Source organism: Mangrovicoccus sp. HB161399 (assembly GCF_013184745.1).
In the GTDB taxonomy this organism is placed as follows: domain Bacteria; phylum Pseudomonadota; class Alphaproteobacteria; order Rhodobacterales; family Rhodobacteraceae; genus Mangrovicoccus.
On record NZ_JAATVU010000032.1, the window covers coordinates 31,283 to 56,340 of the forward strand.

A 25,058-nucleotide genomic window follows, 5' to 3' on the forward strand; every position below is an offset into this window, starting at 1 on the left:
ACCGGATCATTAACAAACCGTTCGGCCGGTTTTTATGATTCTGTTCATCTTTGGCATGAACTGCAGCGGAATGACTGCGATTTGCGCGGCCTCAGGCCGGAAATGCCCGTTTTTGCATCGCCGGAGACGGATGCGGCCGGGCTGATCCCGGCCGCGGCGCGCTCAGAACGGAATCGACAGGCGGAAGCTGGCGCCGACCTGTTCGGTGGTCTCCGAGAAGCTGCCATAGGCGGCGGCGCTGACGACCATCCCCGAGGCCGAGATCACCTCCAGCCCCAGGGCGGCATCGCCGTAGAGCGTGTCGAACTGGCTGCCGGTCTCGATCCGCGGCACGCCATCCGGCGAAGCCTCGAAGAGCGAGCTGGTGCCGGGGGCGGCGCCGCCGAGGAACTGCGTCACGCCGAGCGTCAGCGAGGGACGGAAGACCGTGCCGTCGCCGTCCGTCCATTCCCCGCCGAACTCCACCGCCGGCTGGACGTTGAAATAAGTGCCCGTCGAACCGTCGATGCGGTGGTTGAACCCGCCGGCCCCGGTCTCGCCGACGCTGCCGGTGCGGATGATGTCGACGCCCAGGTCGAACCGCGGCTTGGCGAAGAGATTGTCCCGGCCGAGCAGGTATTCCCCCCTGAGCTGGCCCGACAGCGTCCAAATGTCCTGCGTGCCTCGGGCGGTGCCGCCGCCAAAGGTGTCGCGCTCGATGTCGAAGCTGCCATGGCCGAGGGCCAGGGAGGCGGCCGCCAGAACCGGGCCGGACTGGTGCTTGGCCACCGCGCCGACCTGGAAGACATCGCCCTTGCTCGACATCATGCCGTCCTTGGACAGGCTTCGGTTCTCGTAGGAGAAGGCGGCGCCGAGATGCCAGCCGCCGCCGAAGCCCGCCTGCATCCCCGCGGTCACCCCGCCGGTGGTCTCGTCAAAGCCCATGCCGCCGCTGCCGCCGCGCTGGGTCAGGCGCGAGCCGCCGAACCGGACCCAGCCGCATTGCTCCTCGGCGATGAAGCGGTAGGCGCCGCTGCGCCCGGCGCAGCTCATCATCGCGTCGCCGAAGCGCAGGCTGGATTGCAGCGAGCTGAACTGGTTGTCGGAATAGATCTCGTTGCTGAACGAGGCGATGGCGTCGCCGTAGTCGTCGGGATCGGCGATGGCGGCCAGCTGGTTGGCCTCCTCCCGCGGCAGGGTGCCCGCCTCGTACATCGCCTGCAGGTGGCGGGCCAGCGGCGCATGGCCGGAGCGCGCCGCCGAGAGCGCGGCGCCCGACCCGAAATCCAGCTGGTAGTCCAGCCTGACGGCATCCGCCGTGGTCCAGTTCAGGCTGTAGCTCGCCGCGACGGTCGACTCCACCGACAGCCCCGAATCCGCGACCCCACCGGTCGCCGTCAGGAAAGCGCCGGTGGTCTGCGCCCCTGCGGCCGGCGCCGCGCCCACATCCATGTTGACCTTCACCTTCCCCGCGAGATCGGCCGTGCCGTCGATCCGCAGCCGATCGGTCCGGGCCGCCGTGCCGTCCGCCTGCCGGGCGGTGACGTCGATCCCCAGCGTGCCGCCGGAGGCCTGGGAAAAGCTGCCCGTGAAATTGCTGCGCGACACCGTCCCCGCGCTGCCCGGCGTGGCGAAGCCGGAATTGGCGAAGCTGCCGCCCTCGCCGAGGACCATCCGCGAGCCCATCAGGAAGGCCGCGCCCGCGGCGTTGTCGATGGTGACGCCCGCCGCCGCGCTGCCGTCGGCCATCGCGCTGCGCACCGACCCCGCGATCGTCCCGGTGTTGCGCACCGAAAGCGCGGCGCGCCCGTCCGTCCGGATCGCGAAGCCGCCTGCCGTTCCGTCGCCATTGGCGATCGTCCCGGCATTGTCGATGACGTTGTCCCGGCCGTGGAAGATGCCGACCGTCTCGGCTCCCTCCGCGGATGTGGCGACGGTGGCTCCCGCAGCGACATTGATCGTCACCTTGCCGCTTGTGCCGCTGCCCGCGCTCTGCGCCAGGATCGCCCGGCCGCGCGCGCCGGAAGAGATGACGTCGCCATTCGCCGTCACCGTGACGTCGCCGCTGGAATCCCCTTCCGTGCTGCCGGAAGCCGACTGGGCGAAGATGCCGTGGGCATTCGCGCCGCTGACATGGATGCTGCCGACTGCCGTCACCGTCACCGCGCCGGAATCGCCCCTCTCGCCGTTGCTTCCGGCGAAAAGCACGGACTCCCCGGCCGAGGTGTTCTCGATCCCGCTGCCGCCGCCGCCGCCGCCCACCGACTGGGCGAAGATGCCGTGGGCGCCGCTGCCGGTGGTGACGATGTCGCCGCTGGTGACCGACACGTCGCCGCCGTCGCCGCCTTCCGCCCCGTCCAGGCGGATGCCGACCCCGGCGCCGATATGGAGATCCGCGAAGCCGAGGGACAGCCCGCGATGCACGTCTCCCGCGGCCCCGCCGCCGCCGCCCACGGACTGGGCGAGGATGCCGATGCTTCCGGTGCCGCTGGTGTAGATCGCGCCGGGCCTGCTGTCCGGATCGGTGCCCGCTATTGTGACGGCCCCGCCATTGCCGCCGCCGCCGCCCGAGCTGCCGATGGTGACATTCGCGAAGACGCCGCTGGCCCCGGCCCCGCCGGCCCCGCCGCCGCCGCCGACCGACTGGGCGAAGATGCCGTAGGCCAGGTCGCCTTCGGTGGCCAGCGTGCCGCCGTTGCCGATCAAGACCGTGCCGCCGTCTGCGGCATTGGCGCCCGAGCCGCCGAGCGCGAGGCTGAAACTGCGGAAGCTGGGGATCTGGGTCGTGGTGGAGACGAGGCCCGCAATGGTCGCGGCGGTCTTGTCCGTCGTCCAGCCGGCGATCCCGAGGTCGCCCTCGCCGCCGGTTCCGCCCCCGCCGCCGATGCTCTGCGCCAGGATCGCGTGGCCGAGCTTGCCATGGGTCGAGATCAGGCCGTCATTGCCGGCGGTGACCGTGCCGCCATGGCTGCCTTCCCCGCCGGAGCCGCCGATCACGGCGTTCATCGACAGCTGCACCGTGGTCGCGTCCTCGCTTCCGGGCAGGGAGCAGCTGTAGGCGGTGAGCGTGGCCAGCTTGCAGACGCCGCTCATGCCGAGGCTGTAGCTGGAGGCGAGGCCGCCGTCGCCGCCGCCGCCGCCGACCGACTGGGCCACGATCCCGCGCGATCCCTCGCCGGACACGTCGATCCAGCCGCCGTTCGACACCGTGACCGCCGCGCCCGCGCCGCCGGCGCCGCCCTTGCCGCCGACATCGACATTCGCGGTCAGCGTGAAGGTGGAGCCCTTGTTGGCGCCGGTCAGGTTGAGATTGAAGTTCGCGGCGTTGCCGGCCTTGCCGCCGCCGCCGCCCACCGAATGGGCATGGATGCCGTCGGAGCCGCCTTTCGCGGTGGCGATGTTTCCGGAATTGGACACGGTGACGTCCCCGGCATCCATGCCGGTGCCGCCGTTGCCGCCGAGATCGACGCCGACCGTGGCCGAGCTGCCGGGCGAGACCGTCGCGACGCCGGTATAGACATTGCCGCCCGCCCCGCCATTGCCGCCGACCGACTGCGCCATGATCCCGGCCGCATCGTGGCCCCCGGTGGTGATCGTGCCGGAGTTGCCGACATCGACGGTGCCCCCCAGGGCGCCCGAGCCGCCGCTGCCGCCGATGGCGACATTGACGTTGGCGCCGCCCTCCGAACTGATGTTGACGTTGCCGGTATAGACATTGCCGCCGATCCCGCCATTGCCGCCGAGCGACTGCGCCATGATCCCGCGCGCGCCGTAATCCCAGGTGGCCACCAGTCCCGCATTCTCCGCCCGGACCGCGCCGCCGCTGCCGCCCTGGCCGCCAGCGCCGCCGAGGGTGACCGATACGTTGCCCGACAGCTCGCCGCCGGTGAGGCTGCCTTCGGCGGAGAAGCCCCCGGTGCCGCCGGTGCCGCCATGGCTCTGGGCGAGGATCGCGTGGGAATGCGCCCCGAAGGTCGACAGCGCCGCGCCGGAGACGACCTCCACCGCGCCGCCGCTGCCGCCCGCGCCGCCGCCGCCGCCCAGGGTGACGGAAACCGCGCCCATCGCGATGTCGCCGCTGATGCTGCCCTTGGCGGAGCCGCCGCCGCCGCCCAGGCTGCGGGCGGCGATCGCCTCTGCATAGGATCCGGCAGTGGAGATCCGGCCATCATTGATCACCGTCACGTCGCCGCCGCTGCCGCCGGACCCGCCCGAGCCGCCGACAGTGGTGTTGACGGATGCCCCGGCGATCGCGCCGCTGGCCACGAAGCCCGAACTGCCGCCGCCATTGGCGACGCTCTGGGCCAGGATGCCGCTGCCGTGCTCGCCCGCGGTGCCGATGGCGGCGTCGCTGATGACCGTGACGGCCCCGCCCGAGCCGCTCGAGCCCCCGGAACCGCCGATCGTGGTCTGGATCGAGGTCGGCGCCAGCGTCCCGGCGAAGGTCGCGCCGCTGTCGCCGCCGCCGCCGCCGACGCTGGCGGCGTAGATGCCCTCGGCATTGTCGCCCGCGGTGGAGATCGTCCCGCCCGCGGTGACCGACAGGTTGCCGCCGTCGCCGCCCGCGCCGCCCCTGCCGCCCACCGTCGTGCCGATCGAGCCGGTCGAGGCCCCGATGTTGAGGCTGCCGGTCAACGCCGAGGACCCGCCGCCGCCGCCGACCGATTGCGCGAGGATGCCGCGGGAGGAGTCCCCCGACGTGGCGATGGCGCCTTCGGACTCCACCGTCACCTCGCCGCCATGGTTGCCGCTGCCGCCCGATCCGCCGACGGTCGTGTTCACGCTGCCGCCCGAGGGGCCGGTGATGCTCAGCGTCTGGCCCGCATGGCCGCCGCCGCCGCCGACCGATTTGGCGATGATCCCGTCCGAGCTGTCCCCGGCCGTGGTCAGGCCGCCGCGCGCGGCGACGGAGACATCTCCTCCCGTGCCGCCCTCGCCGCCCGAACCGCCCAGCGTGACGGCGATCCCGACCGCGCCGCCGGCCACCGAGACCGACCCGCCGCCGCTGCCGCCGCCGCCGCCGACAGACTTGGCCATGACCGCCGCCGCCCCGTCGCCGCCGGTGGCAACCGTTGCGCCGGTATCGACGGTCACCGTGCCGCCGTTGCCGCCGCTGCCGCCCGAACCGCCGATGGTGACGTTTATGTTGCCGACGGTCGTCGCGTGGCCGCCGTCGCCGCCGCCGCCGCCCACGGAGGCCGCGTAGATGCCGCGCGCCCGGTCGCCCTTTGTCGCCAGCAGGTAGGAGGCGGCGGGGTCGAGATCGCGGTAGGTGACATCGCCGCCGTCGCCGCCGCCGCCGCCCGAACCGCCGATCGCCACCGACACCAGGCCGTCCGGCGACACCGCCAAGGCCCCCTTGCCGCCGCCGCCGCCAATGCTCTGCGCGAAGACGGCATCGGACTGGCCGCCCGCGGTGGAGATGTCCGCCCCGGCCGTGACGTCGACTTCTCCGCCCGAACCGCCGGACCCGCCGCTGCCGCCGACGGCGACCCCGCCGACGGCATCCTTGGCCGAGCCGCCGCCGCCGCCGACGCTCTGGGCAAGCACGCCTTCCGCATGCGCGCCCAGGGTGGCGATCGCCGCGCCGCTTTCGACCGAAACCGTGAGACCGTTGCCCCCGGCGCCCGCGCTGCCGCCGATGGCCGCGATGCCCGTGGCGCTGCCGCCGTCGCCCCCGCCGCCGCCGATGCTCTGCGCAAGGATGCCGCGGCTGCCGTCCCCTGCCGTCGAGATCCGGCCCGATTGCGTCGTCACCATCGCCAGCCAGCCGTGCCCCCCCGCCGATCCCGAACCGCCGAGCGCGCTGATCCCGGCCCCGTCCGAGCCATGGCCGCCGCCGCCGCCGATGCTCTGGGCGACGATGCCGCTGGCATGGCTGCCGGAGGTTTCCAGCACCGTCCCGGCCTGGAGATCGACCGACACCTCGGCGCCATCGCCCGCGCTCTGGGCGCCCGCGCCGTAGGCCAGGAAGCCGGAGGCCGCGCCGGCATCGCCGCTGAAGCCGCCGATGCTCTGGGCCAGGATGGCATTGGCCTTGTCCCCGCCCGTGGAGATCGTGCCGCCGAAGGACAGCTTGACGGTCCCGCCCGGACTGCCGCCGCCGGCCGCGCCGCCCTGGCCGGTGCCGATCACCCCCGTGCCGGAGCCGCCGTTGCCGCCTGCCGCGCCGTAGTTCCGCGCCAGGATCCCCTGGGCATGCTCGCCTGCCGTCGCGATCCCGGCATCCACGGTCACCGAAACGGCCGAGCCGTTCTCGCCGCCCTGCCCGCCATCCCCGCCGGTGCCCTTGCCCGCATCGGTCGATCCGCCGCCGCCGTTGCCGCCTTTCCCGGCGATTGCCTCGGCGCGGATGCCGTGCTGGGCCCCCGTGCCGGTGGCGGCGATCGTGGCATGGCCTGAACTGGTCACCGTGACCTGGCCTGCAGCGCCGCCCCGGCCGCCATGCCCGCCCTGGACATCGCCGGCCACCGTCGTCGACCAGCCGCCCGTGCCGCCCTGCCCGCCGATGCTGCGGACCGACACCGCCGCCGCCGCATTGCCCGCCACGCTGATCATGCCGCTGCCGAGCGTGGCGGAGACCGAGCCGCCGTCGCCGCCAGCGCCGCCAGCGCCGCCGATCGCCTTGGCGCCGCCGGCCTGGCCAGTTCCGCCCGTGCCGCCGGCGCCGCCGACCGACTCCGCCAGAACCGCCGCCGCGCGGCTGCCGGCCGCGCTGGCCGTGCCGGTGCCGGTGGACACCGAGGCACTTCCGCCGGCACCGCCGGCACCGCCCTGCCCGCCTTCGGCGCCCGCGCCGCCGCTGCCGAGCGCGACGAAGCTCTCCGCGCTGCCGCCCTGTCCGCCATCCCCGCCGGCGCTTTCCGCGGCGAGTGCGGCGGCGTTGCTGCCATCTGCGGAAAGGGTCGCGGCATTCGCGCTGGCCGCGGCAGTGCCGCCGGCGCCGCCCTGGCCGCCGCTGCCGCCCGTGACGGCCTTGTCGCCGGAGGACGCCGCGCCGCCGGTGCCGCCGGTGCCGCCCGCCGAGCGCGCGGCAGCCGCGCGGGCGTAGCCGCCCGTGACGGTCACGCTCCCGGCCGAGACCTCCGTCGTGGCCCGGGAGCCATGGCCGCCATTTCCGCCCCGGCCGGCCTCGGCATCGCCCAGGGTGATCCGCGCCGCCCCGGCACTGCCGCCGTTCCCGCCCTGCGACGTGCTGCCGACGCCGTAGGGCGCCGTGCCACCGGCGGTCACCGTGCCCGAGCCGAAGCTGGTCTCTGCCGCGCTGCCGTCGCCGCCATCGCCGCCATTGCCGCTGGACGCCGTGCCCGCCACGATCTGGACATCGCCGGAACTGCCGCCCTGCCCGCCGCCGGAAATGGCGCCGACGGCGACGCCGCCGGGCTGCCCGGACGGCGGGGCGAAGGTGACGTAGCCGGAGGTGAAGAAGGTCTGCGCCAGGCCGCCATCGCCGCCGTGCCCGCCGCGTGCAGAGGACGATCCGCTGGCCGGGGCATTGCCGCCGGCGCCCCCCACCGATTGCGCCGTCACCCCCATGGCGAAGCCGCCTGCCGTGCCGTTCACGCCATGCGATCCGCCGTCGAAGGACATTCTCAGGTTCTCGCTGGTGCCGCCGTCCTGTCCCGCCCCGCCGTCATTGCCATGCCATTCGGCCAGCGCGGCATTCGGGTTCTGCGGCGTCTCGATGTCCCGGGTCAGGTCGCGGACGGTCACCGACAGGACGCCGTAGCCGTCGTCGCGCTGATACTCGACGCCCCGCCCGTCATAGAGATCGCCGGTGCAGGTCGCGGCACTGCCGGAGGCTTCGCAATCGGCCAGGAGGGGCAGCGCCCAGAGGGTTCCGGTGGACACCGCCGCGGCGGACAGCAGCAATTGGGTTCGCAGCATGGGGGTCATTCCAAACGTATTTGCTTCGGGAAAAAGGATTTGGACACGCCGCGCGGGATCGCCGCACGGCGCGGAGGGGCAAGGGTTGGCGGATCAGAACGGAAGGGCGACCCGGAAGAACAGCCGCGGCCCGGGATCGTCGAGACTGTCATCCGCCTGCCAGGGCGCGGCGGCGACCAGCTGGAAGGTCGCGCGCCCGGCCAGCATGCCGGATATGCCAAAACCGGCGGAGCCCAGCGTGGCGCCGTCCTGCTCCGCCGCCGCGTCATCGCTCCAGACCGCGCCGTAATCGGCGAAAGCGGTGGCCGTCAGCTCCGGCAGCGCCCCGATCCCGGTCGCGAAGCCGTGGCTCAGCTCCAGCGCCGCCCCCGCGCCGCTGTCCCCGGCCAGGCTGCCATTGTCGAAGGCCCAGCCATAGGGATCGCCGCCGAGCGCGAACTGCACCGCGGCCGGCAGGGCCTGCGGGGCGTGCTGGCCGGCCGCGCGCAGCCGCAGCAGCGTGTGCTCGGACAGGCTGCGGTTGGCATCGAGATCGAGCCGCAGGAAGCGGTATCCGGCCGGCACTTCCTGGCGAAGGTCGGCAGTGTCTAGCCCATGGCCGATCTCGGCCCCGGCCGAATAGCCGCCCAGCTCGAACTCGCGGTCGTAGCGCAGGCCGAGCGTCGCCCAGCGGGTGCGGCTGCGCAGCTGCGCCATGCCCAGCATGTCGACATCGTCGTTGCGCAGGGTGATCTCCATCCGGCCGGTCAGGCTCCGGTCGAGGCGGCGCAGGAAGGGATAGGCCAGGTAGGCCGATCCGATCGCGGTTTCGACCTCGACGTCAAGCTCCTCCAGGTCGCCGCCCGGCTGCTGCGCCAGGTAGGTGAGCCCGTAGCCGGCCGTCATCCCGTCATGCCCGACGGGGAAATCCTGCGACAGCTGCAGCAGCCCCATCTCCTCGGGGCTGTCGGGGACGGTGACCGCGACCAGCGTCGTCGTCTCGAACAGCCCCAGCATGTCGTTCAGCACCAGCGTGCCCGACAGTTCCAGCGGCCCGACCTCGTCGGTGCCGAGATTGTCCAGCCCGACCATGCCCGAGCTGCGCACCTGGCCGACCTCCAGCTCCAGCACGCCGCCGCCGGTCGGAGTGTCCGGGCGCAGGAAGGTTCCGTTGATCTCGAGCCCGCCGAGATCGGCCATCAGCAGCAGCACGCGCTCGGCCTCGGCGATCCGGATCGGGTTCATCGCCATCAGCCGGTCGATATAGGGCCGCAGCCGCAGGTCGATGCCGGGGATGCTGCTGGTGACCTCGACCCGCTGCAGGTAGCCTTCGTAGACTCGCAGCGTGACCTCCCCGCCGCGGAAATCCTGCACCGGCACGACGGTGGCCGAGAAATAGCCGGCCTGCCGGTAGGCGGCGTCGATCCGGTCGGCCAGCCCATAGAGATCGGCCAGGCTGATCTCGGTGCCGATCATGTCCTGCCAGAGCGGCGCCAGGCTGTCTGCCGGAACCGTGCGCGCCCCGGCGAGCCCGACCGAGGCCAGCCGGAAGCGGACCTTCTCCGCCTCCGGGCCGGGCATGCGCGCCTTCTGGTCCTGGACCGCCAGGTCGACCTGGCCGACGCGCGGCGGCGGCGCGAAGCGTTCGAGGATGGTGGTCTGTCCGGCCACCGCCCGGTCGAGCGCTGAGACGGTCTGCGCCGCGGCAGGGACCGCCGCGACCGGGGCGGCGAGAACGGCAAGAAGGAGGGGGCCGCGCAGCCGCCGGGCTGCGCGCTGCGCGGGGGATGTCATCTGGCGTCTCCCGCTCAGTCGGCCGAGGGCCGGGCGAAGCCGTGTCCGAGCGCTTCGGAGAGCGCGGCGAAGACCCGCGTTGCCGGCGAGGCGCAGGCCACGCCCCCGGGGTTGCCCGGCAGCACGTCCATCTCGCCGCAATCGCCCGAGGGGATGTCGCTGTTGGCCTGGACCGCCACCGTGATCCCGCTGGGCACATGTGTGTAGAGCGTGGTGTTGTAGCCGGGCAGCTCGCCGGTATGGCCGAGCCATCCGCCGATGCAGCCGAAGCCGATGCCGTAGCCGCCCGCCTCCGGGAACGAAGCCAGCCGCTCCGCCTGGGCCGCCTCGCCCAGCAGCCCCTGGCCGGTGGCCAACGCATGCCCATAGGCCAGCAGGTCATCGAGGGTGGAGATCATCTCGCCTGCGGTCCAGCCCCAGGACGGGTTCCAGAAGGTTGCGTCAGCCGGATCCTCGGGCGGAATGTCGTCGCCCTGCAAGGTGAAGCCGCGCGCATACGGCTCCGGCAGGTCGGGCGATGCCTCCGGCCAGATCGTGTCCTGCAGGCCGAGGGGCCCGATGATCATGCTGCGCATCGCATCGCCGACCGGCGCGCCGGTGACCTTCTCGATCACCAGCCCGAGCAGCACGGTATTGGTGTTGGAGTAGTCGAAGCGCCCGCCCGGCTCGAAGATCGGCGAGGCCGGAACTGCATAGCCGAGCAGCTCCTGCGGAGTGTAGACCCGCTGCGGATCGGCGGCGAAGGCCTGCCAGAACGTGTCGGTCAGCGTGTAGTTGGCCAGGCCGCTGGTCATGTCCGCGAGCTGCCGCAAGGTGATGGCGTCGCCGTTCGGAATGTCCTCGACATAGCTGCCGATCGTGTCGTCGAGCGACAGGTCGCCCCGCTCTGCGAGCTGCATGAGCAGCGTGCCGGTGAAGGTCTTGGTGACCGACCCGATGCGGGTATGCATGCCCGCCTCCATCGGCGTCCCCGCGTCGGGATCGGCAAGCCCCGCGGCTGCGCTCCAGCGGCCTTCGGCGGTCTGCACACCGGCGATGATCCCCGGCGCAGCCGCCAGCGGCAGCGCGTCGCGCAGGGCCGCGTCCAGCCGGTCCGCCAGCTCCGCGGGAAGCGGCACGTCCGGTCCCGGCGGCGCGGCGATCAGCGCGGCCGGATCGGGGATGCAGGCATCCTCCGCCGCACCGGCAGCGGCAGGGGAGGCCAGCGCAGCCGCGGCAAGGACGGCCAGCGGCCGGACCGGGATCGGGGAATCGAAGCGTTTCAAGGTCTAGAATCCTCTCGGAATGGAAAAGTCTCGGACAGCGCAGGGCCGCGGGGGAACCGTGCCGCGGAAATCCGCGCAACCACGCATAGGGGGGAACACCGCCGCGGCGGCAGGGCGGATCGGGGAGCCCGGAGCCCTGCAGGGCCCGGATGCAGCAGCCCGGAACCGCCCGCCAACGAAGGATAATCTGCCGCTAGGCCCAGCCATTTCGTCCACCCGTGATCAACGGAAACGACGGTAGCGGCCGTCTCCATTGCCATCTATTCCAATATTTGAGATCATCCATTCTAATTATCAGAATGGCCTGGGCGCCCCGTCGGCCCTCCCGGACCCGCAATCTCCCGCAGGTTGACTTTGCGAAAGCTTGCCCCCCTGCTGCCCGGACTGGCCACTGGGACCGCCCGGCCGCTGCCTGCATCCGTTGCCGTCCCCGAGGCCTCGACGGGATGGTCCATGCAGGAAGCCTTCCGAAGGCAGCCCGTCCGGACACCGGCGGGCCGGGAACGCGGGCGCGGGCCAAGGGCTTCCCCAGCCGGGGCATGGCCCCGGGCCGGCGACAGCCACGCCCTACGGAACGGGGCCGGACAACCATGGGCAGATCCCGCGCGCCGTCCAGGGAAGACGGATCCGGACGGCGGCGCGTCAATTCGACCCGCCGGAAACGGCGCCAGTCTCCAGCCCCAGGTTGGATCACGCTCCTCCGGCTCCCCGCCCCGGGCGGTCCGATTTAGACCTCACGATCGCGGAGTGAGCCGGCTGGGTCGGCGGCCTCTCCCGCGGCATTCTCCTTCGAGGGCTGCGCCGGACGGGCTGGCGCCGAGCCTCAAGAATTGGGGAGAAACCTAGTGCAGGATAGCATCTTCATCGGGCTGGATGTCCACAAGGCGGCGATTTCGGTGGCCGTTGCGACGGACGAGCGGGGCGGTGAGGTCCGCCACTGGGCACCGTCCCGCACCGGCCTGACCATGTCCGGAAACTGGCCGAGAAGCTGGGTGCTGGCGGCGGCAAGCTTCACTTCTGCTACGAGGCCGGGCCCTGTGGCCACGGCCTTCATCGACAGCTTGTCAAAATGGGCACGACTGCACAGTCGTGGCACCCTCGCTGATACCGGTCAGGAGCGGAGACCGCGTTGAGACGCACCGCCGCGACGGCGTCATGCTGGCGAAGCTGCGACCCGGGCGGGAGAGCTGACCGCGGTCTGGGTTCCGGATGCGGCGCACGAGGCGATGCGGGACCTGGTCCGGGCGCGGACCACGACCATGCGCGGTGTCGCGTTCATCGTCGCGGTCACCGTTGTCTCCGAAGCCGGCGACTTCCACCGCTCCGGCAATCCGCGGCAGCTGATGGCCCAACTCGGCTTGACGCCACAGGACGCATTCGAGCGGCGCCAGCCTCCGCCGCGGCGGGATCACCAGGGCAGGCAGCGGGCCTGCACGGCAGGCCCTGATCGAGGGGGCATGGAGCAGCCGCGGGTCAGCCGCAAGCTGCACGACCGGGTCGAGGGGCTTCCGGCGGCTGTCCGGGACATCGCCTGGAAGGGGCAGCTGCGGATGTGCCCGCGCTATCGCCGTCTGGCGGCTGCGGGCAAGCCGAAGGTGGTCGTGACCACGGCCATTGCCCGCGAGATGGTGGGCTTCATCTGGGCCATCGCGCGGACGGTGGCGGCAGACCCGGCCCGCGCGGCCGTGAGGGCTGCTTAGAAGGAAGGACATCCCTCCGGCCCGCCGATGCGCAAGGCCGGGGGCTGAACGCGGTGGGGAATCCTCGTGCCCTGTCATGAGCCGGAAACGACGCTCGATCCTTAGAGCAAGGCAGCCCCAGGACGAAACACGGTCATGCGGTAGCCAGCCCGCGCATGAGAGCTTGCTCAACCGTCGTCTCAGTTTCGCCCCCAGCCTTGCGCATCTCCAACACGCCGCGCCCGGCACCGCCGGAAGATTGGCCTTGGAACAAGGGGTTGACAGCGATCATGAGAGCAGGGTCCTGTGCCCAGCCGGGCCCCGACGCCGGTTGCAGAACATGGTCCGCCCGCTGCGGAGCAGCGGCGGAGACAGGCATGCGCGGGGCGGACCACACGAGCGGATCGCCGTCCAGCCATGCCGATCCGGAGGCGCGCATCCCGGCGCGGCATCCGCTGCGGACAAACCGGCAGGCGGCGAAGCGGGCCATGGAGCCGCCGTCGGTCCGAGGCCCATGGCGAACGCGCCCGCCGACCGCGACGGCGGCTTCGCGGCGCTCCGCGCCGGTTGTGGCCGCCGCCAGATCGCCCCCGAGCGGCTGGTCCGGGCCAGCCTGCTGCACATCCCGTTCCCGGTCCGCTCCGGGCGGCAGCTGATGGCGCAGCTGGACCGCGACCTGCCGGTCCGCCGGTTCGCCGGGCTCGGCATCGGTGGCCCCGTGTGGGGCGAAGGCCGTCCCGGAAGTGATCCGGGGGATCAATTCGGCCCTGAACGGGCGGAGCCCTGGGCCGGAGGCCGGCCGCGGTCGAGCCGGGACCCGCGCCCGGCCGCGGAGCACGGACATCGGGAGCGTCCTGAGTCATGTCCTGCCCGGTGGCGTCCTCGCGCGCCGCGTCCGCAAGGCCTGCGCCGCGAGGATTGGGCCGCTCATCGGGGCAGAGGCAGACAGGGACGCATGCGGAAGTGCCCGCCCTCCGAAACCTCCGGATACCAGCCGTCCGGCTGCACAGGCACCGTATTCTGCGCGCTGCCCGAACCCCGGCCCGTGCGCAAGACGCCGAAGCGGCCGAGATCATCGGTCAATCGGCAGAGAATGCGCCGCGCGAATGGCAGCCGGACATCAGGCACGACCGCCCGGACGGCCGGAGAGAAGCCCGCGGAACCAGCTCGCAGCACTTGCCCCCAATGGACAGCGCCCAGCCGAACGCAGCTTCCAAATAGGGACGATTTGCAATGCGGACCAACCCAAGATGAGCGCCGATCCGCATCGGTCCGCATCGAAAATCCTCGACCTCGGCGGGCTCCGGACCCGCGACGGCTGGCAGGCAAGCGGACGGATGCGGCCCTCTTGCGCAAATGCCGGAGGATGCGCGGTTTCCAATGATCCATATCAATGATTTGACATTCCATCATTACTATACGTCAATTGCCGCGCGCCGCGCCGCAGGGCGCGCCGGGGGGGCTCTCGCGAGGGCCGCGAAGAATTTCGGCCCGCCTGTCCCGTTGGGCACGGCGGCGGTGAGTGCCGTTTTCCGATGTCCGGACAAGTCCCAGTCATCCCGGCCCGAAGGGCAACCTGCCGGGGACGTGCCTGCCCGCAACCCGTCTCCGCCTCCGATCCGGCGGGGGCCTCTGCCGCGATTGCCCGGCAGTGCCGAGACCGAAGGAGCGGAAACATGACCTTCGCAGGAAGACCGGCCGCCGCCTGCGCCGCCGCCGCCATGGCGCTGGCAGGCGCCGCCGCGGCGCAGGACCGGGGCGGCGACCTGAAGGGGCTGCTCGAAAGCCGTGAGGTGCCGGTCGACATCACCAATTTCGTCCGCGCCGCGACCGAAATCGAATTCGAGAAATACCTGGCGCTGTCGGGCGGGGTGAACCAGCTGCTGCATATCCGCGAGGTCACGCCGGTCGAGCGCCAGCCGACCATCCGGATGAACCGCGACACGATCTACAGCATGGCGCTGGCCGACATCAGCAAGGGCGCGACGCTGGTCCTGCCCGATACCGGGGACCGCTACATCTCGGCGCAGGTCGTCAACCAGGACCACTACATGAACAAGGTCTTCCTCGGCGGCGGCACCTATGCGCTCGACATGGAGACCTTCACGACGCCCTATGTCGTGATCATCATACGGACGCTGGCCGATGCCTCGGACCCGGCGGACATGGAGGCCGCGCATGCGCTGCAGGATGCCATCTCGCTCGAGGCCGGGTCCACTTCCTCCTTCGTCGTGCCTAACTACGACATGGACGATTTCCGCGCCGTCCTGAATGCGGCGCTGGAGCTGTCGCGCTTCGCCCCGGACAGCCGCGACACCTTCGGACCCGAGGGCGAGGTCGCGCCGCTGCGCCATTTCCTCGGCGCGGCCTTCGGCTGGGGCGGGCTGCCGGAAACCGAAGCCTACTACCTGAATGTCGAGCCGGGGCTGCCGGCCGGGGAATACAGGATCGACGTGCCCGCCGACGTGCCGGTCGGCGCCTTCTGGTCGGTCAGCCTCTACAATGCGGACGGCTTCTACCAGAAGAACGCGCTCGGCGCCTACAACGTCAATTCGGTCTCAGGAACCCGCAACGACGACGGCGGCATGACCGTGCATTTCGGCGGCTGCGATGACGGGCGGGAGAACTGCCTGCCGGTCATGGAGGGCTGGAACTACGTCGTCCGCCTCTACCGGCCGGGACCCGCGATCCTGGACGGAAGCTGGTCCTTCCCCGCGGTGGCACCGATGTGAGCCCGTCCCGTCGGCCGCGCGGCCGGCGGGCAAGCCTGGACCCCGGGCCGGGTTCCCCGAGAGCCCCGCCCGCCCGAAACGAGGAGACGCGAAATGAAAGTGCCCGGGAAATGCCTGTCCTCCGCCTGTGCGGCCCTGCTCCTCCAGTTGCCGGGGGCAATGCCCGCGGCGGCGGCCGGAGATTGGGAACTCACCGTCACGCCCTATGCCTGGATGTCCGGGATCGACGGCGATCTCGGCACGATTCCGGGCTATCCGGCGCAGTCCGTGGACCTGTCCTTCGGCGACATCTGGGATGACCTGGATTACGGCCTGTTCCTCTTCGCCAGCGCGCGCAACGGGCCCTGGGTCTTCTATCTCGACAGCTCGGCGGTGCAGACGACCTCCAAGGAGAACGTCAACGGCCCGACGGTGAAGAGCGTCGAGATCGAGAGCCGCACCTCCAACCTGGCCATGGCGGTCGGCCGGACCGTCGCGGCGGCCCCGGGCTACAATCTCGATGTCTACGGCGGCTTCCGCTACTGGAGCCTCGAGAACGACTACAAGGTCCGCACCGCGGCGGCGACCTACCGCAAGGACACCGATGCCGACTGGACCGACCCGATCATCGGGCTTGCCGGGCGCTATGAGTTGGCGGAGAAGTGGACGGCCTTCGGCTCCGCCGACATCGGCGGGTTCGGCGCTGGGGCTGACCTGGAATGGACGGTGACAGCCGGCGTGAACTGGGCCTTCAGCGACCTGGCCGCGCTCTCGGTGGGCTGGCGCCATCTCTACATCGATTACGACGATGACGGCACGGTCTACGACGTCACCCAGTCCGGGCCGATCCTCGGCCTGACCTTCAAGTTCTAGAACCGCGGCGCCTGCGGAGGGGGGGAAACCATGACGACCTTCAGAACATTCGCCGCGGGGGCGTGCGCAGCCTCGGCCTTGCTCGCGGGCCTGCCCGCGGCCTCCCAGGAACTGGTGGGCATGGCGCCGGAACCGGACGTGCAGTATTCGCCCTACCTGCAGCGGGACTATCCCGACCAGGTGCTGTTCGGCGACACCCACCTGCACACGGCCTATTCGGCCGATGCCGGGCTGGTGGGCGCCACGACCACGCCCGATGACGCCTACCGCTTCGCCAAGGGCGAGACGGTGGTCTCCTCGAACGGCATCCCGGCCCGGCTGGCGCGGCCGCTGGATTTCCTGGTGGTCGCCGATCATGCGGAGAACCTGGGCCTCTACATCGCGCTCGACGAGACCAGCGCGCTCCTGCAAGGCAATGCCTGGGCCGAGGGGCTGAGCCGGGTGTTCGCGCCGCGCGACGGCAAGGCGATGGCCGAGGCCTATCTCTACTGGGCCGCGGCCTTCGTCAGCGAGGACAGGAAGGGCGATCCGCTGAAGGACACCCCCCTGGCCACCACGATGTGGCAGCGGATGACCGAGGCGGCCGAACGCCACAACGCGCCGGGCAGCTTCACCGCGCTGATCGGCTATGAATGGACCTCGGGGCCGGCCGGCAACAACCTGCACCGCAACGTCATCTTCCGGGACGGCAAGGCCGAGGCGGACCGCGTCATCCCCTTTTCCGCTTATGACAGCGAAGATCCGGAAGACCTCTGGGCCTGGATGCAGGGCTACGAGGACGCGACGGGCGGGCGGCTGCTGGCGATCCCGCATAACGGCAACCTGTCGAACGGGCTGATGTTCGACGACGTGACGCTGACCGGGCGGGTGCCGATCGACGCGGACTACGCGGAACGGCGGATGCGCTGGGAACCGGTCTACGAGGTCACCCAGATCAAGGGAGACGGCGAGGCGCATCCGTCCCTGTCGCCGGAGGATCCCTTCGCCGATTACGGCACCTGGGACCGCGGCAGCTTCGGGCTGGAGCCGAAGACGCCGGAGATGCTGCCGCGCGAATATGCCCGCGAGGCGCTGAAGCGCGGGCTGGCCTACGAGGCGGCGCTGGGAGCCAATCCGTTCAAGTTCGGCATGATCGGCTCGACCGACTCCCATACCGGGCTCTCGACCGCGGAAGAGTCGAATTTCTTCGGCAAGGCGCCGATGGTGGAGCCGACCGCCGACCCGGTGCGCTTCGAGGAGGCGATCACCGGCCGGATGACGCCGGACGACCCCTCGGATGACCAGGTGCACGGCATGGGGCTGGCCTCCGGAATGACCGCCGTCTGGGCGCGGGAGAACACCCGCGAGGCGATCTGGGACGCGCTGAAGCGCAAGGAGGTCTATGCCACGACCGGGCCGCGCATCCGCATCCGGGTGTTTGCCGGAACTGAGTTCGAACCGGCGGATCTCGACCGCTCGGATTTCGCGGCCCATGGCTACGCGGCCGGGGTGCCGATGGGCGGCGACCTCTCCGGCAGACCGCAGAGCGGTCCGCCGCAGCTGCTGGTCAAGGTGCTGAGGGACCCCGACGGGGCAAATCTCGACCGGGTGCAGGTAGTAAAGGGCTGGCTGGACGCCGCCGGCGCGCTGCATGAAAGCATCCGCGACATCGCCTGCTCGGACGCCCGTCCGATCGAGGCCGGGACCTGCGCAGGCGATGTCGGCAGCACGGTGGACGTGGCGGCGGCGAGCTATTCCAACAGCATCGGCGCGCCCTTCCTTCAGGCGTTCTGGGAGGATCCGGCCTTCGATCCGGCGCAGCGCGCCTTCTACTACGTGCGGGTGCTGGAGATCCCGACGCCGCGCTGGACGACCTATGATGCGGGCTTCTTCGGCGTGCCGCTGCCGGATTACGTGCCGCCGGAGCAGCAGGAGCGCGCCTATACATCGCCGGTCTGGTACACGCCCGGCTGACGGCCCCGGCCGGCGCCCCAGGGTCCGCCGCCACGCGCAAAGCGAAGCGCTCCGGACGTCCGCGGCCCGGCTGCCGGGCCGGACGGGACGGAAACCGGAGCTTCCGAGGAGGACAACCATGGAGACCAATCGTGCCATGATGCTTGTTCTGGCCATCGCGCTGGCCCTGCCGGCGGCGGCCGACGACAAGAAGCCGGGCAAGGTTCTGCCGCTGCCGCCCGGGGCGTCCGCGGGAACGCCGCCCGGGCTGGCCAAGAAGCCGGCCGGGATGCCGCCGGGCCAGCTCAGGAAGGTCTACCGCAACGGCGAGGCGCTTCCCAAGGACCTGATCTGGATCACCGATTACGACAAGTGGCGCCTGCCGCCGCTGCTGCCGGGCCAGGGCTATGCGCGCTATGACGGCGAGGTCTACAGGGTGGCGCGCGACACGGCCGTCGTGCTGGAGGCCATCGGCATCGTCTCCGACCTCATGAAGTGAGCGGATGCCATCGGCCCGCGGGACCAGCGCGCCGTCCCGTCCCCGCGTCGGCTGCGGACAACGGGACGGCGCAAGCGCCGCCGCGCCGGTGGTCCGCCCGCCCCGGCCCGGAACCCGCATCTTGATACAGCGGCTGATCGGGATCGCCGTGCTGGCCTTCCTCGCGGCGGTTGCGCCCGCCGTCCGGGCCGCCCCCGGCGGCAGCCGGAACGCGCAGGTCGAAGGCCTCATGCAGCGGATCCTGGATCCCGCAACCGGGCCTCAGGACATGCGGCTGCATCTCTCGCCGCCTGCCGCCCCGGAACTGTCGCCCCTCGCGGAGGCGGCGCGGCTCCAGATCCGGTCGGCGCTGATCCGCGCGGTCGATCTGAAGACGGCGCGGGCAGACGCGGCCCCGGACCAGCGCGACGGCCTCCGCAGCCAGATCGTGGACAATTCCGAGACCGCGTACGGCCTGACCGCGAAATACCGCCGGATCCTCAATGCCTGGGAAGACCGCGGCGGCGATCCGGAGGCAATCCTGCCGCACCGGCGCTATCTGGCGTCTCTGGCCCGGGATCTGGTCCGGACCACGGAGTTCCGGGCGCTGGCATCGCTTTTCGCGGACTGGCTGCGGTCGCCTTCGGGCGGCCTGCGCGCGCTGTTCGATCTTGCCGCCGTGCTGGCCTGGATCTTCGGCCTGCTGGCCGTGTCCGCCTTCGCGCGGACCGTGACGCGGCGGCGGATCGGCCGGGGCAGGAACATCTCGGTGCTGCTGTGCAACTTCATGGCGCAGGCGGCCTGCTGGCTGACGCTCGGCGCCGAGCTGGTGACCATGCTGTCCTTCTTCGGCACTGGACCAGTCCGCTCCTGGCGGTGTTCGGCGGGGTCAGCTTCATCCTGGGCTTCGCGCTGCAGGACATGATCGGCAATATTGCCGGCGGCCTGATGATCATGGTCAACCGGCCCTTCGACACGGGCGATTTCGTCCGGGCAGGCAGCGAGGCCGGCTTCGTCGAGGCGATGTCGCTGGTACCGACCAGGATCAGGACGCCCGACAACCAGATCATCCAGATCCCGGATTCCCGGGTCTGGTCCGGCGTGATCGCGAATGCCAGCGCCTCCGGGACCCGCCGCGTCGACCTTGTCTTCGGGATCTCCTATTCCGACGACGCCCGCCTGGCGATCGCGCTGCTGGAGCGCCTGGTGGACGAGCACCCGCTGTGCCTTGCCACACCCGCGCCGGAGATCTTCGTGGGCGAACTGGCAGACAGCGCGGTCAACATATTCTGCCGCCCCTGGGTCGCGACGCCGGACGACTGGAAGGTCTTCTGGGGCCTTACCGCGGCGGCCAAGGACGGCTTCGACGCCGCTGGCATCTCCATCCCGTTCCCGCAGGTCGAAATCCATCCCGTTCCCGCAGCCCTTCACGGGCGCGCCGGAAACCGCCGCTCCGGCCGCCGCCGGACAGCCGCCGGCTGGCACATGAGGGCAAACACGGCCACGCCGGCGGACCATCGGCCCGGCTCCGCTGCTGCCGGACCTCGCCGGGCTCCCGCCAGCGGCGCAGGACGGACCCGCCATGATCCTCCGGGGCACCGAGGACCGGGTGCAGGGCGACGGGGGGACCCCGTCGGAGACGGCGGCCGCAGGGATCTCCTCGAAGAGGGCAGCCGCCATGCCGATGCCCGCCATGCGCCTGCCAGCACAGAGACGATCGCCGGCCGTGCGGCGCCCATCCCTCCGCCCGCCGCATGGCGGACACTCTCTGGCTCGCCACGCCGCCGGCGCGGAGGGTCTGCAACATCGAGGCCCCGGACTGCCGGATGCGGGCGGCCGATGCCGAGACCGACCCGACGCGGCAGCCGGCAGCTCGCCCCGGGCAATCCTGGCGGCCGGGACAAGGACCTTGGCCAGGGTCTCCGGAGTCCCGGTGCGCGACGGGGCGGCCGTGGCCGGACATTGCGGCAAGGCCCTCCGGTTCCCGGAAGCCGCCGGGCAGCTCGTGATCAGTTCCTGCCACTGCGACGCCCAGCCGGGCTGGAGGTCGAGCGGATCGCCCGGGGCCCGCCGCAAAGCTGCCGCCGGCGGCGACCTCCCTGTTCGGCGGTCGCGCCAGCCAGGCATCGGGGCCAGCCTCCGGCAGCTTCGGACGCATCTTCCTGCATCAGCCGGGACCCGCCGACGTCAGCTCCTTCACGACGCAGCCGCCGGCAAGATCACGGGGGACTTTGCCGGAACCCTGGCCAATCGGGCCGGGCCGGGCGATGACGCGGCCACCGATTTCCCCGGAATCAGCTTCCCGGCCAGCGACAGCGCCGACCATTCCCCCGGTGCGTCCAGCCTCGCCCCCGAGGTCAGCCTGCCTCGTTCCGACCTCGCGCGCCGGAGACGCCGGGACACCCGGAGGAAACCGGCGGACTCGGCGGACACCTCACGCCAGGTGCCTGTGACACCGAAGCAGCCAACGCGCGGATCCCGCAGAGGTCCGGCACCGAAGGTGCGGCTGATCCAGGACCACCCGAGTCTCAACCCTGCCGGCGAGGTCCGAGCTTGCACCCGGATCCCGGACTGGCTTGATTTGCGCTAGGCGGCCATTGCGGCGGTTATGTCGATCCTTGCCCGGTTGGATGGGGCCGCCAAGGCGCGTGCCAGTCCGCGGCCAAGGGAGAGCTCGCTGCCCCGCGCGGTCCCGAGCCACTGCCGACCGGAGCTCTCCGGCGACATGGGCGTCTCGTTCCGGCCGGTCTGGTCCGGCAACGGAACGGACGGCCTGCTGTTGACCGTCTCCCATGGATCCCCGTCCCGCCACGATGCCTGTATTCCGATCAACTTCGCAGACTGCAGGCCCTCCCCGCACGGTCCCGCGGCGGGTTCTCGCGGCCGGCTCGGCAACCATCCTGGCCAAAGCCGCCGGAACTCCTTCCAGACCAGACGCGGCAGCAGAGGTTCTTGCCGCGGGGTTTGACCGGCAGGGGCCATGCGCCTCGGCCGCTGCTGGAGTGCCGGGCCCGCCTGCGGTCCCGCCCGAGCCGGTGTCCGGGACGCCGCTCCGGTGCCCTTCCGGCGCGTCACGGCGTCATGGACCGCTCCATTTCCGCAAGAAGGTCGACGAGACTGTCCTGGTGCAGCTGGATCAGGCCGCGGGACGAATTGTCGAAGTCGGATATCAGGAAAATCCGCGCCGACAGCGTGACGGCGAACATGATCATCCTGGCAGGCCGGAACGTCCCCTCCGCCGCCTCGTTCTGCGATGCAAGCCCGACGCCCAGTGCTGCCAGCGCGATGGTGAAGCAAAGGACGATCGGCGACAGCCGGTCAAGGCCGGCAGCCATCCGGACGGCGTGGGCATCGAGGACGTCATTGACCGCCTGCACGACCAGCATCTGCACATGGCCCGGAACCTCCTCCGACAGCGCGTCGCGGGTGGCCGGCCAGAGCTTCGCCTGCTCGGCCAGGGACGCGGCGATCTCCTCCATGGCAAGACCCATGTCATTCCGGGCGGGCTCCGACATCAACCGGGTGCGGGCATAGGCCAGCAGCTGTTCCCTCAGCGCGCTCCGCCCCGGTTCCGGCAGCAGGTCGGCGCGCAGGAAGGCCGTGCCGATGGCATTGGCCTCATGCACCAGCGCCTGCTTCCGCGCATCGATGCGGGTCAGGCCGAAGGAATAGGTGAAGGCCAGAACGAGGCCCAGCAGCGCCAGCAGCGCCCCGACTTCCAGATCGCTCTTTGCCTTGCCCGGCTTCGTCCGCGGCCGGCCGGCCATGCGCGAGGCGCGGCGGCCGTTCCATGCCCCGAGCAGGATGGCGCCCAGGAGGACTGACAGGATGAGCAGCGCAAAGGCCCAGAGCGGCAGTCCGTAGATCCGGAAGATCATGGCATTGGAACCTCCGCCACAGGGGGAAGGCGGACGGACTCCGCGCCCCGCAGCCAAATCCTGACATCGCGCCAAATCGCGATGGCCGAGAGTCAGGCGTTGGCGGTGCCGCTGTCAAGCGCGGCATCGCAGGGACGCAGCAACTGACCCTGTCCTGCCGGGCGGACGGCGCCGCCGGGAACGCGGCAGCGGCGCAGTGCCGGACGGGCACCGCATGGCCAGAGCGGCGGCTTGCACCCCCGCGTCATCCGCCGTCCCGTCCCCGCCGGACGCGCACCGCCCGAATTGCGCACCCGCCGGGAAAGCCGCGTCCTGCGCATCTCGGGCGATGGCCTGCCGGACCCGGCGCGCTGCGGACAGGCGGGACCGGTGCCGGAGGCGCGTTTCCCGGCTGTCCGCCCGGCCTCCCGGCCGCCTCGCCAATGCGCGATCCGGGAGCACGGTTTCCGTCCGTCCGGGTGCATGCGCGCTGCCGCGCCGGGCGCGGACGCCTCCCATTCTCTTCGGCAGGCTGCCGCCGCACGGCAGGTCCGGGACCGTTGCGCCCTGTCCGGGGCATGGAAGACGCCGCTTTGCCCGCGCGGTGGACCGCGCGCGCCCCGTGGCGCGCGGCGCCGGAGACCCGAACGCAGGGCCGAGGGGCGGATGACGCCCTCCGGGCAAGAGGTTGGGCAATGCCGGAGCGGCTGGCCGCCGGGCCGCGCCGGGGATCCTCTGCCGCCGCCTATTCCGGACGCCGGGCCTTCACGCCCCAGGCGCGGGCGGGCAAGCGGACGGGCCCGCCGGTGTCCAGCCTCTCTTCCAGCAGCGACTTCAGGGCCGCGCGGCCCTCCGGCGGCAAGCCGAGACAATATCCGGGCGCAGGCCCGGCCCCCAGCGTGAAGGGGTGCCAGAAGGCCTCGAAATCCGGGAATTCAGTGACGATCTCGATGGCTTCCATCTCCGGATCGGCGAGGCCGGCTCCGGCCATCAGCCCGGCCAGCCCGTCCCTGGTGCAGAACGGAAACCGCGCGCCCTCGTCGAGATCGGCGGCATTCGGATCGAGGACCGCCGCAGCCTTCCAGAAGGCGTCGATGAAGCCGATGCCGCCGCCGGGATAGTCCCAGACGTAGAAGGACAGCAGGCCGCCGGGACGCAGGACCCGCTGCATTTCCGCAAGCCCGGCCGCCCGGTCGGGCAGGAAATTCAGGACGAGTCCGGAGGTGACGACATCCGCGCTGCCATCTTCGGCGGGCAGATGCGCCGCGTCCGCGGTGCGGAAACCCGCTCGCGGGTCGGCGATGGCCGCGCGCGCATGGGCCACGAATTCTGCCGAGGCATCGGTCGCCAAGATCGTCGCCGGGGCGCATTGGCGGAGAATGGCGGAAGTCAGCGCCCCGGTCCCGCATCCCGTCTCGATCCATCTTGCCGCTTCCGGCGCCGCCAGCCAGGCAAGGAACCCGTCCGCCACGGCCCGGCTCCAGCGGCCCATGTAGCGGTCGTAGCTCTGCCCCGCCGTCCAGGCGTCGAACCTTGCATCGGTGTCCGTCATGCTTGCCTCCCCTGCTGCCGTCGCCGCCGCGGCACCCGCGCGCCGCAGTCCGCAACGTCTGCCGCCATTCTGGACAGATGTGCCCTGCACTCAAGTTCAATAACTGAAGTTGAATGCGGGCAGGGCCGCCGCTAGGCTGGCGCGCATGGGCACGCGACAGGGATATGGCCAGTTCTGCCCGATTGCCCGGGCGGCAGAGATCCTGGCGACCAGATGGACCCCGCTGGTCGTGCGGGAACTCTATTTCGGCAGCACGCGCTACGCGGATCTGCGCCGGGGCCTGCCCCGCATCTCCAGCGCGCTGCTGTCCCAGCGCCTGAAGGAGCTGCAGCACGCGGGAATCGTGACCTGCGCGCCCGCAGCAAGCGGATCCGGCAAGGTGTACGGCCTGACCGAAGCGGGGCTTGCGCTGTTTCCGGTGCTCGAAAGCATGGGACGCTGGGCGCAGGCGCATTGCCGCGAGGACATGACCGAGGACGGGAACCTCGATCCGGATCTCCTGATGTGGAACATCCGGCGCAGGGTCGCCGGCAGCGGCATGGCACGGGACAGGTGTTTTGCCGCAGCTTTCCACTTCCTCGGCGTGCCATCCGCGAAAAGCCGGTTCTGGCTGCTGTTCCGCGGCGGAGAGGTCGAAATCTGCCTGCGCGATCCGGGATACGCGACCGGCCTCACCGTCACGGCCCATATCCGCACGATGACGCAGATATGGCTGGGCCACCTGCCGCTGGAGACGGCGATCCGCAGGCGGGACCTGATCCTGGAAGGAGAGCAGCCGGAGATCCGGGACTTCTCGCGCTGGTTCGTCCTGAGCATTCTCGCGGTCCGGGACTGACCGGACCCGGCCGGGACGGCAGCGCGCCGGTCCTGCGGCATTGCCGGGACGGGAAGCATCCGGCCGGGGCCGCCGCCGCTGGCAGGCACGGCGTGCCATGTAGCCGGCAAGGTGCCAGGCCGTCCGGTGCCGCCCGGCGCAGCGGAAGGCCGCGGCGGCGCAATCCCTGCCTGTCCGGCCCGGGCCGCCATGTGCGCCGGCGGCAGTGGCCGCCACTGGCTGGCACGGCTGGCTTCA

13 protein-coding genes and 1 pseudogene are annotated in these 25,058 nt (G+C 71.5%); 9 read left to right on the plus strand and 5 right to left on the minus strand.

Annotated features, from left to right (window positions below; genetic code table 11):
* Positions 1-162 precede the first annotated feature (162 nt).
* The 3 genes from HCC78_RS17945 to HCC78_RS17955 form a co-directional block, all read right to left on the minus strand.
* Complete coding sequence (locus HCC78_RS17945) at positions 163-7,866, minus strand: autotransporter outer membrane beta-barrel domain-containing protein (RefSeq protein WP_172330171.1); 7,704 nt, start codon at positions 7,864-7,866, stop codon at positions 163-165.
* 93 nt (positions 7,867-7,959) lie between these two features.
* Entirely contained in the window at positions 7,960-9,639 is a 1,680-nt protein-coding gene (locus tag HCC78_RS17950) for a ShlB/FhaC/HecB family hemolysin secretion/activation protein (protein ID WP_172330172.1), read from the minus strand.
* Between the two features lie 14 nt (positions 9,640-9,653).
* The gene (locus HCC78_RS17955; protein WP_253949241.1) at positions 9,654-10,904 is read right to left on the minus strand and encodes a serine hydrolase; all 1,251 of its coding nucleotides are present in this window, start codon (positions 10,902-10,904) and stop codon (positions 9,654-9,656) included.
* A gap of 845 nt (positions 10,905-11,749) precedes the next feature.
* Between HCC78_RS17955 and HCC78_RS17960 the strand changes: the two are divergent.
* From HCC78_RS17960 to HCC78_RS34870, 8 genes and pseudogenes are all read left to right on the plus strand, one after another.
* Positions 11,750-12,604, plus strand: a pseudogene (locus tag HCC78_RS17960) (IS110 family transposase).
* A gap of 493 nt (positions 12,605-13,097) precedes the next feature.
* On the plus strand, positions 13,098-13,967 hold the full coding sequence (locus HCC78_RS34865) for a transposase (RefSeq protein WP_172330173.1): 870 nt from the start codon (positions 13,098-13,100) through the stop codon (positions 13,965-13,967).
* A gap of 292 nt (positions 13,968-14,259) precedes the next feature.
* Positions 14,260-15,315 carry a DUF1214 domain-containing protein gene (locus tag HCC78_RS17970; RefSeq protein ID WP_216671211.1) on the plus strand — a complete coding sequence of 352 codons (1,056 nt, stop codon included), beginning with the start codon at positions 14,260-14,262 and terminating at the stop codon, positions 15,313-15,315.
* A 93-nt stretch (positions 15,316-15,408) separates the two neighbouring features.
* The gene (locus HCC78_RS17975) at positions 15,409-16,167 is read left to right on the plus strand and encodes a hypothetical protein (RefSeq protein WP_172330174.1); all 759 of its coding nucleotides are present in this window, start codon (positions 15,409-15,411) and stop codon (positions 16,165-16,167) included.
* 30 nt (positions 16,168-16,197) lie between these two features.
* Positions 16,198-18,120 (plus strand): DUF3604 domain-containing protein, encoded by a 1,923-nt coding sequence (locus HCC78_RS17980; protein ID WP_172330175.1) that lies wholly within the window; start codon positions 16,198-16,200, stop codon positions 18,118-18,120.
* A gap of 118 nt (positions 18,121-18,238) precedes the next feature.
* Positions 18,239-18,598: a hypothetical protein gene (locus HCC78_RS17985; RefSeq protein ID WP_172330176.1), complete on the plus strand. Its 360-nt coding sequence runs from the start codon at positions 18,239-18,241 to the stop codon at positions 18,596-18,598.
* Positions 18,599-18,719: 121 nt separating this feature from the next.
* On the plus strand, positions 18,720-19,502 hold the full coding sequence (locus tag HCC78_RS17990; protein WP_172330177.1) for a hypothetical protein: 783 nt from the start codon (positions 18,720-18,722) through the stop codon (positions 19,500-19,502).
* Between the two features lie 29 nt (positions 19,503-19,531).
* A complete protein-coding gene (locus tag HCC78_RS34870) occupies positions 19,532-20,848 on the plus strand; it encodes a mechanosensitive ion channel family protein (protein ID WP_371743859.1) in 1,317 nt (438 codons plus the stop codon).
* 800 nt (positions 20,849-21,648) lie between these two features.
* Here the strand turns inward: HCC78_RS34870 and HCC78_RS18000 are convergent.
* Together HCC78_RS18000 and HCC78_RS18005 are read right to left on the minus strand one after the other, a co-directional pair.
* On the minus strand, positions 21,649-22,455 hold the full coding sequence (locus tag HCC78_RS18000; RefSeq protein WP_172330179.1) for a hypothetical protein: 807 nt from the start codon (positions 22,453-22,455) through the stop codon (positions 21,649-21,651).
* A gap of 724 nt (positions 22,456-23,179) precedes the next feature.
* Positions 23,180-23,986, minus strand: coding sequence for a class I SAM-dependent methyltransferase (locus tag HCC78_RS18005; RefSeq protein ID WP_172330180.1), 807 nt, complete (start codon positions 23,984-23,986; stop codon positions 23,180-23,182).
* Positions 23,987-24,131: 145 nt separating this feature from the next.
* Between HCC78_RS18005 and HCC78_RS18010 the strand changes: the two genes are divergently transcribed.
* On the plus strand, positions 24,132-24,821 hold the full coding sequence (locus HCC78_RS18010) for a helix-turn-helix domain-containing protein (protein ID WP_172330181.1): 690 nt from the start codon (positions 24,132-24,134) through the stop codon (positions 24,819-24,821).
* Positions 24,822-25,058 lie beyond the last annotated feature (237 nt).

Coding starts and splice junctions, on each gene's coding strand:
- HCC78_RS17985 (WP_172330176.1), top strand. CDS start 18,239: ATGGAGACCAATCGTGCCATGATGCTTGTTCTGGCCATCGCGCTGGCC.
- HCC78_RS17980 (WP_172330175.1), top strand. CDS start 16,198: ATGACGACCTTCAGAACATTCGCCGCGGGGGCGTGCGCAGCCTCGGCC.
- HCC78_RS17950 (WP_172330172.1), bottom strand. CDS start 9,639: ATGACATCCCCCGCGCAGCGCGCAGCCCGGCGGCTGCGCGGCCCCCTC.
- HCC78_RS17975 (WP_172330174.1), top strand. CDS start 15,409: ATGAAAGTGCCCGGGAAATGCCTGTCCTCCGCCTGTGCGGCCCTGCTC.
- HCC78_RS34870 (WP_371743859.1), top strand. CDS start 19,532: ATGGTCAACCGGCCCTTCGACACGGGCGATTTCGTCCGGGCAGGCAGC.
- HCC78_RS18000 (WP_172330179.1), bottom strand. CDS start 22,455: ATGATCTTCCGGATCTACGGACTGCCGCTCTGGGCCTTTGCGCTGCTC.
- HCC78_RS18005 (WP_172330180.1), bottom strand. CDS start 23,986: ATGACGGACACCGATGCAAGGTTCGACGCCTGGACGGCGGGGCAGAGC.
- HCC78_RS18010 (WP_172330181.1), top strand. CDS start 24,132: ATGGGCACGCGACAGGGATATGGCCAGTTCTGCCCGATTGCCCGGGCG.
- HCC78_RS17945 (WP_172330171.1), bottom strand. CDS start 7,866: ATGCTGCGAACCCAATTGCTGCTGTCCGCCGCGGCGGTGTCCACCGGA.
- HCC78_RS17970 (WP_216671211.1), top strand. CDS start 14,260: ATGACCTTCGCAGGAAGACCGGCCGCCGCCTGCGCCGCCGCCGCCATG.
- HCC78_RS34865 (WP_172330173.1), top strand. CDS start 13,098: ATGGCGAACGCGCCCGCCGACCGCGACGGCGGCTTCGCGGCGCTCCGC.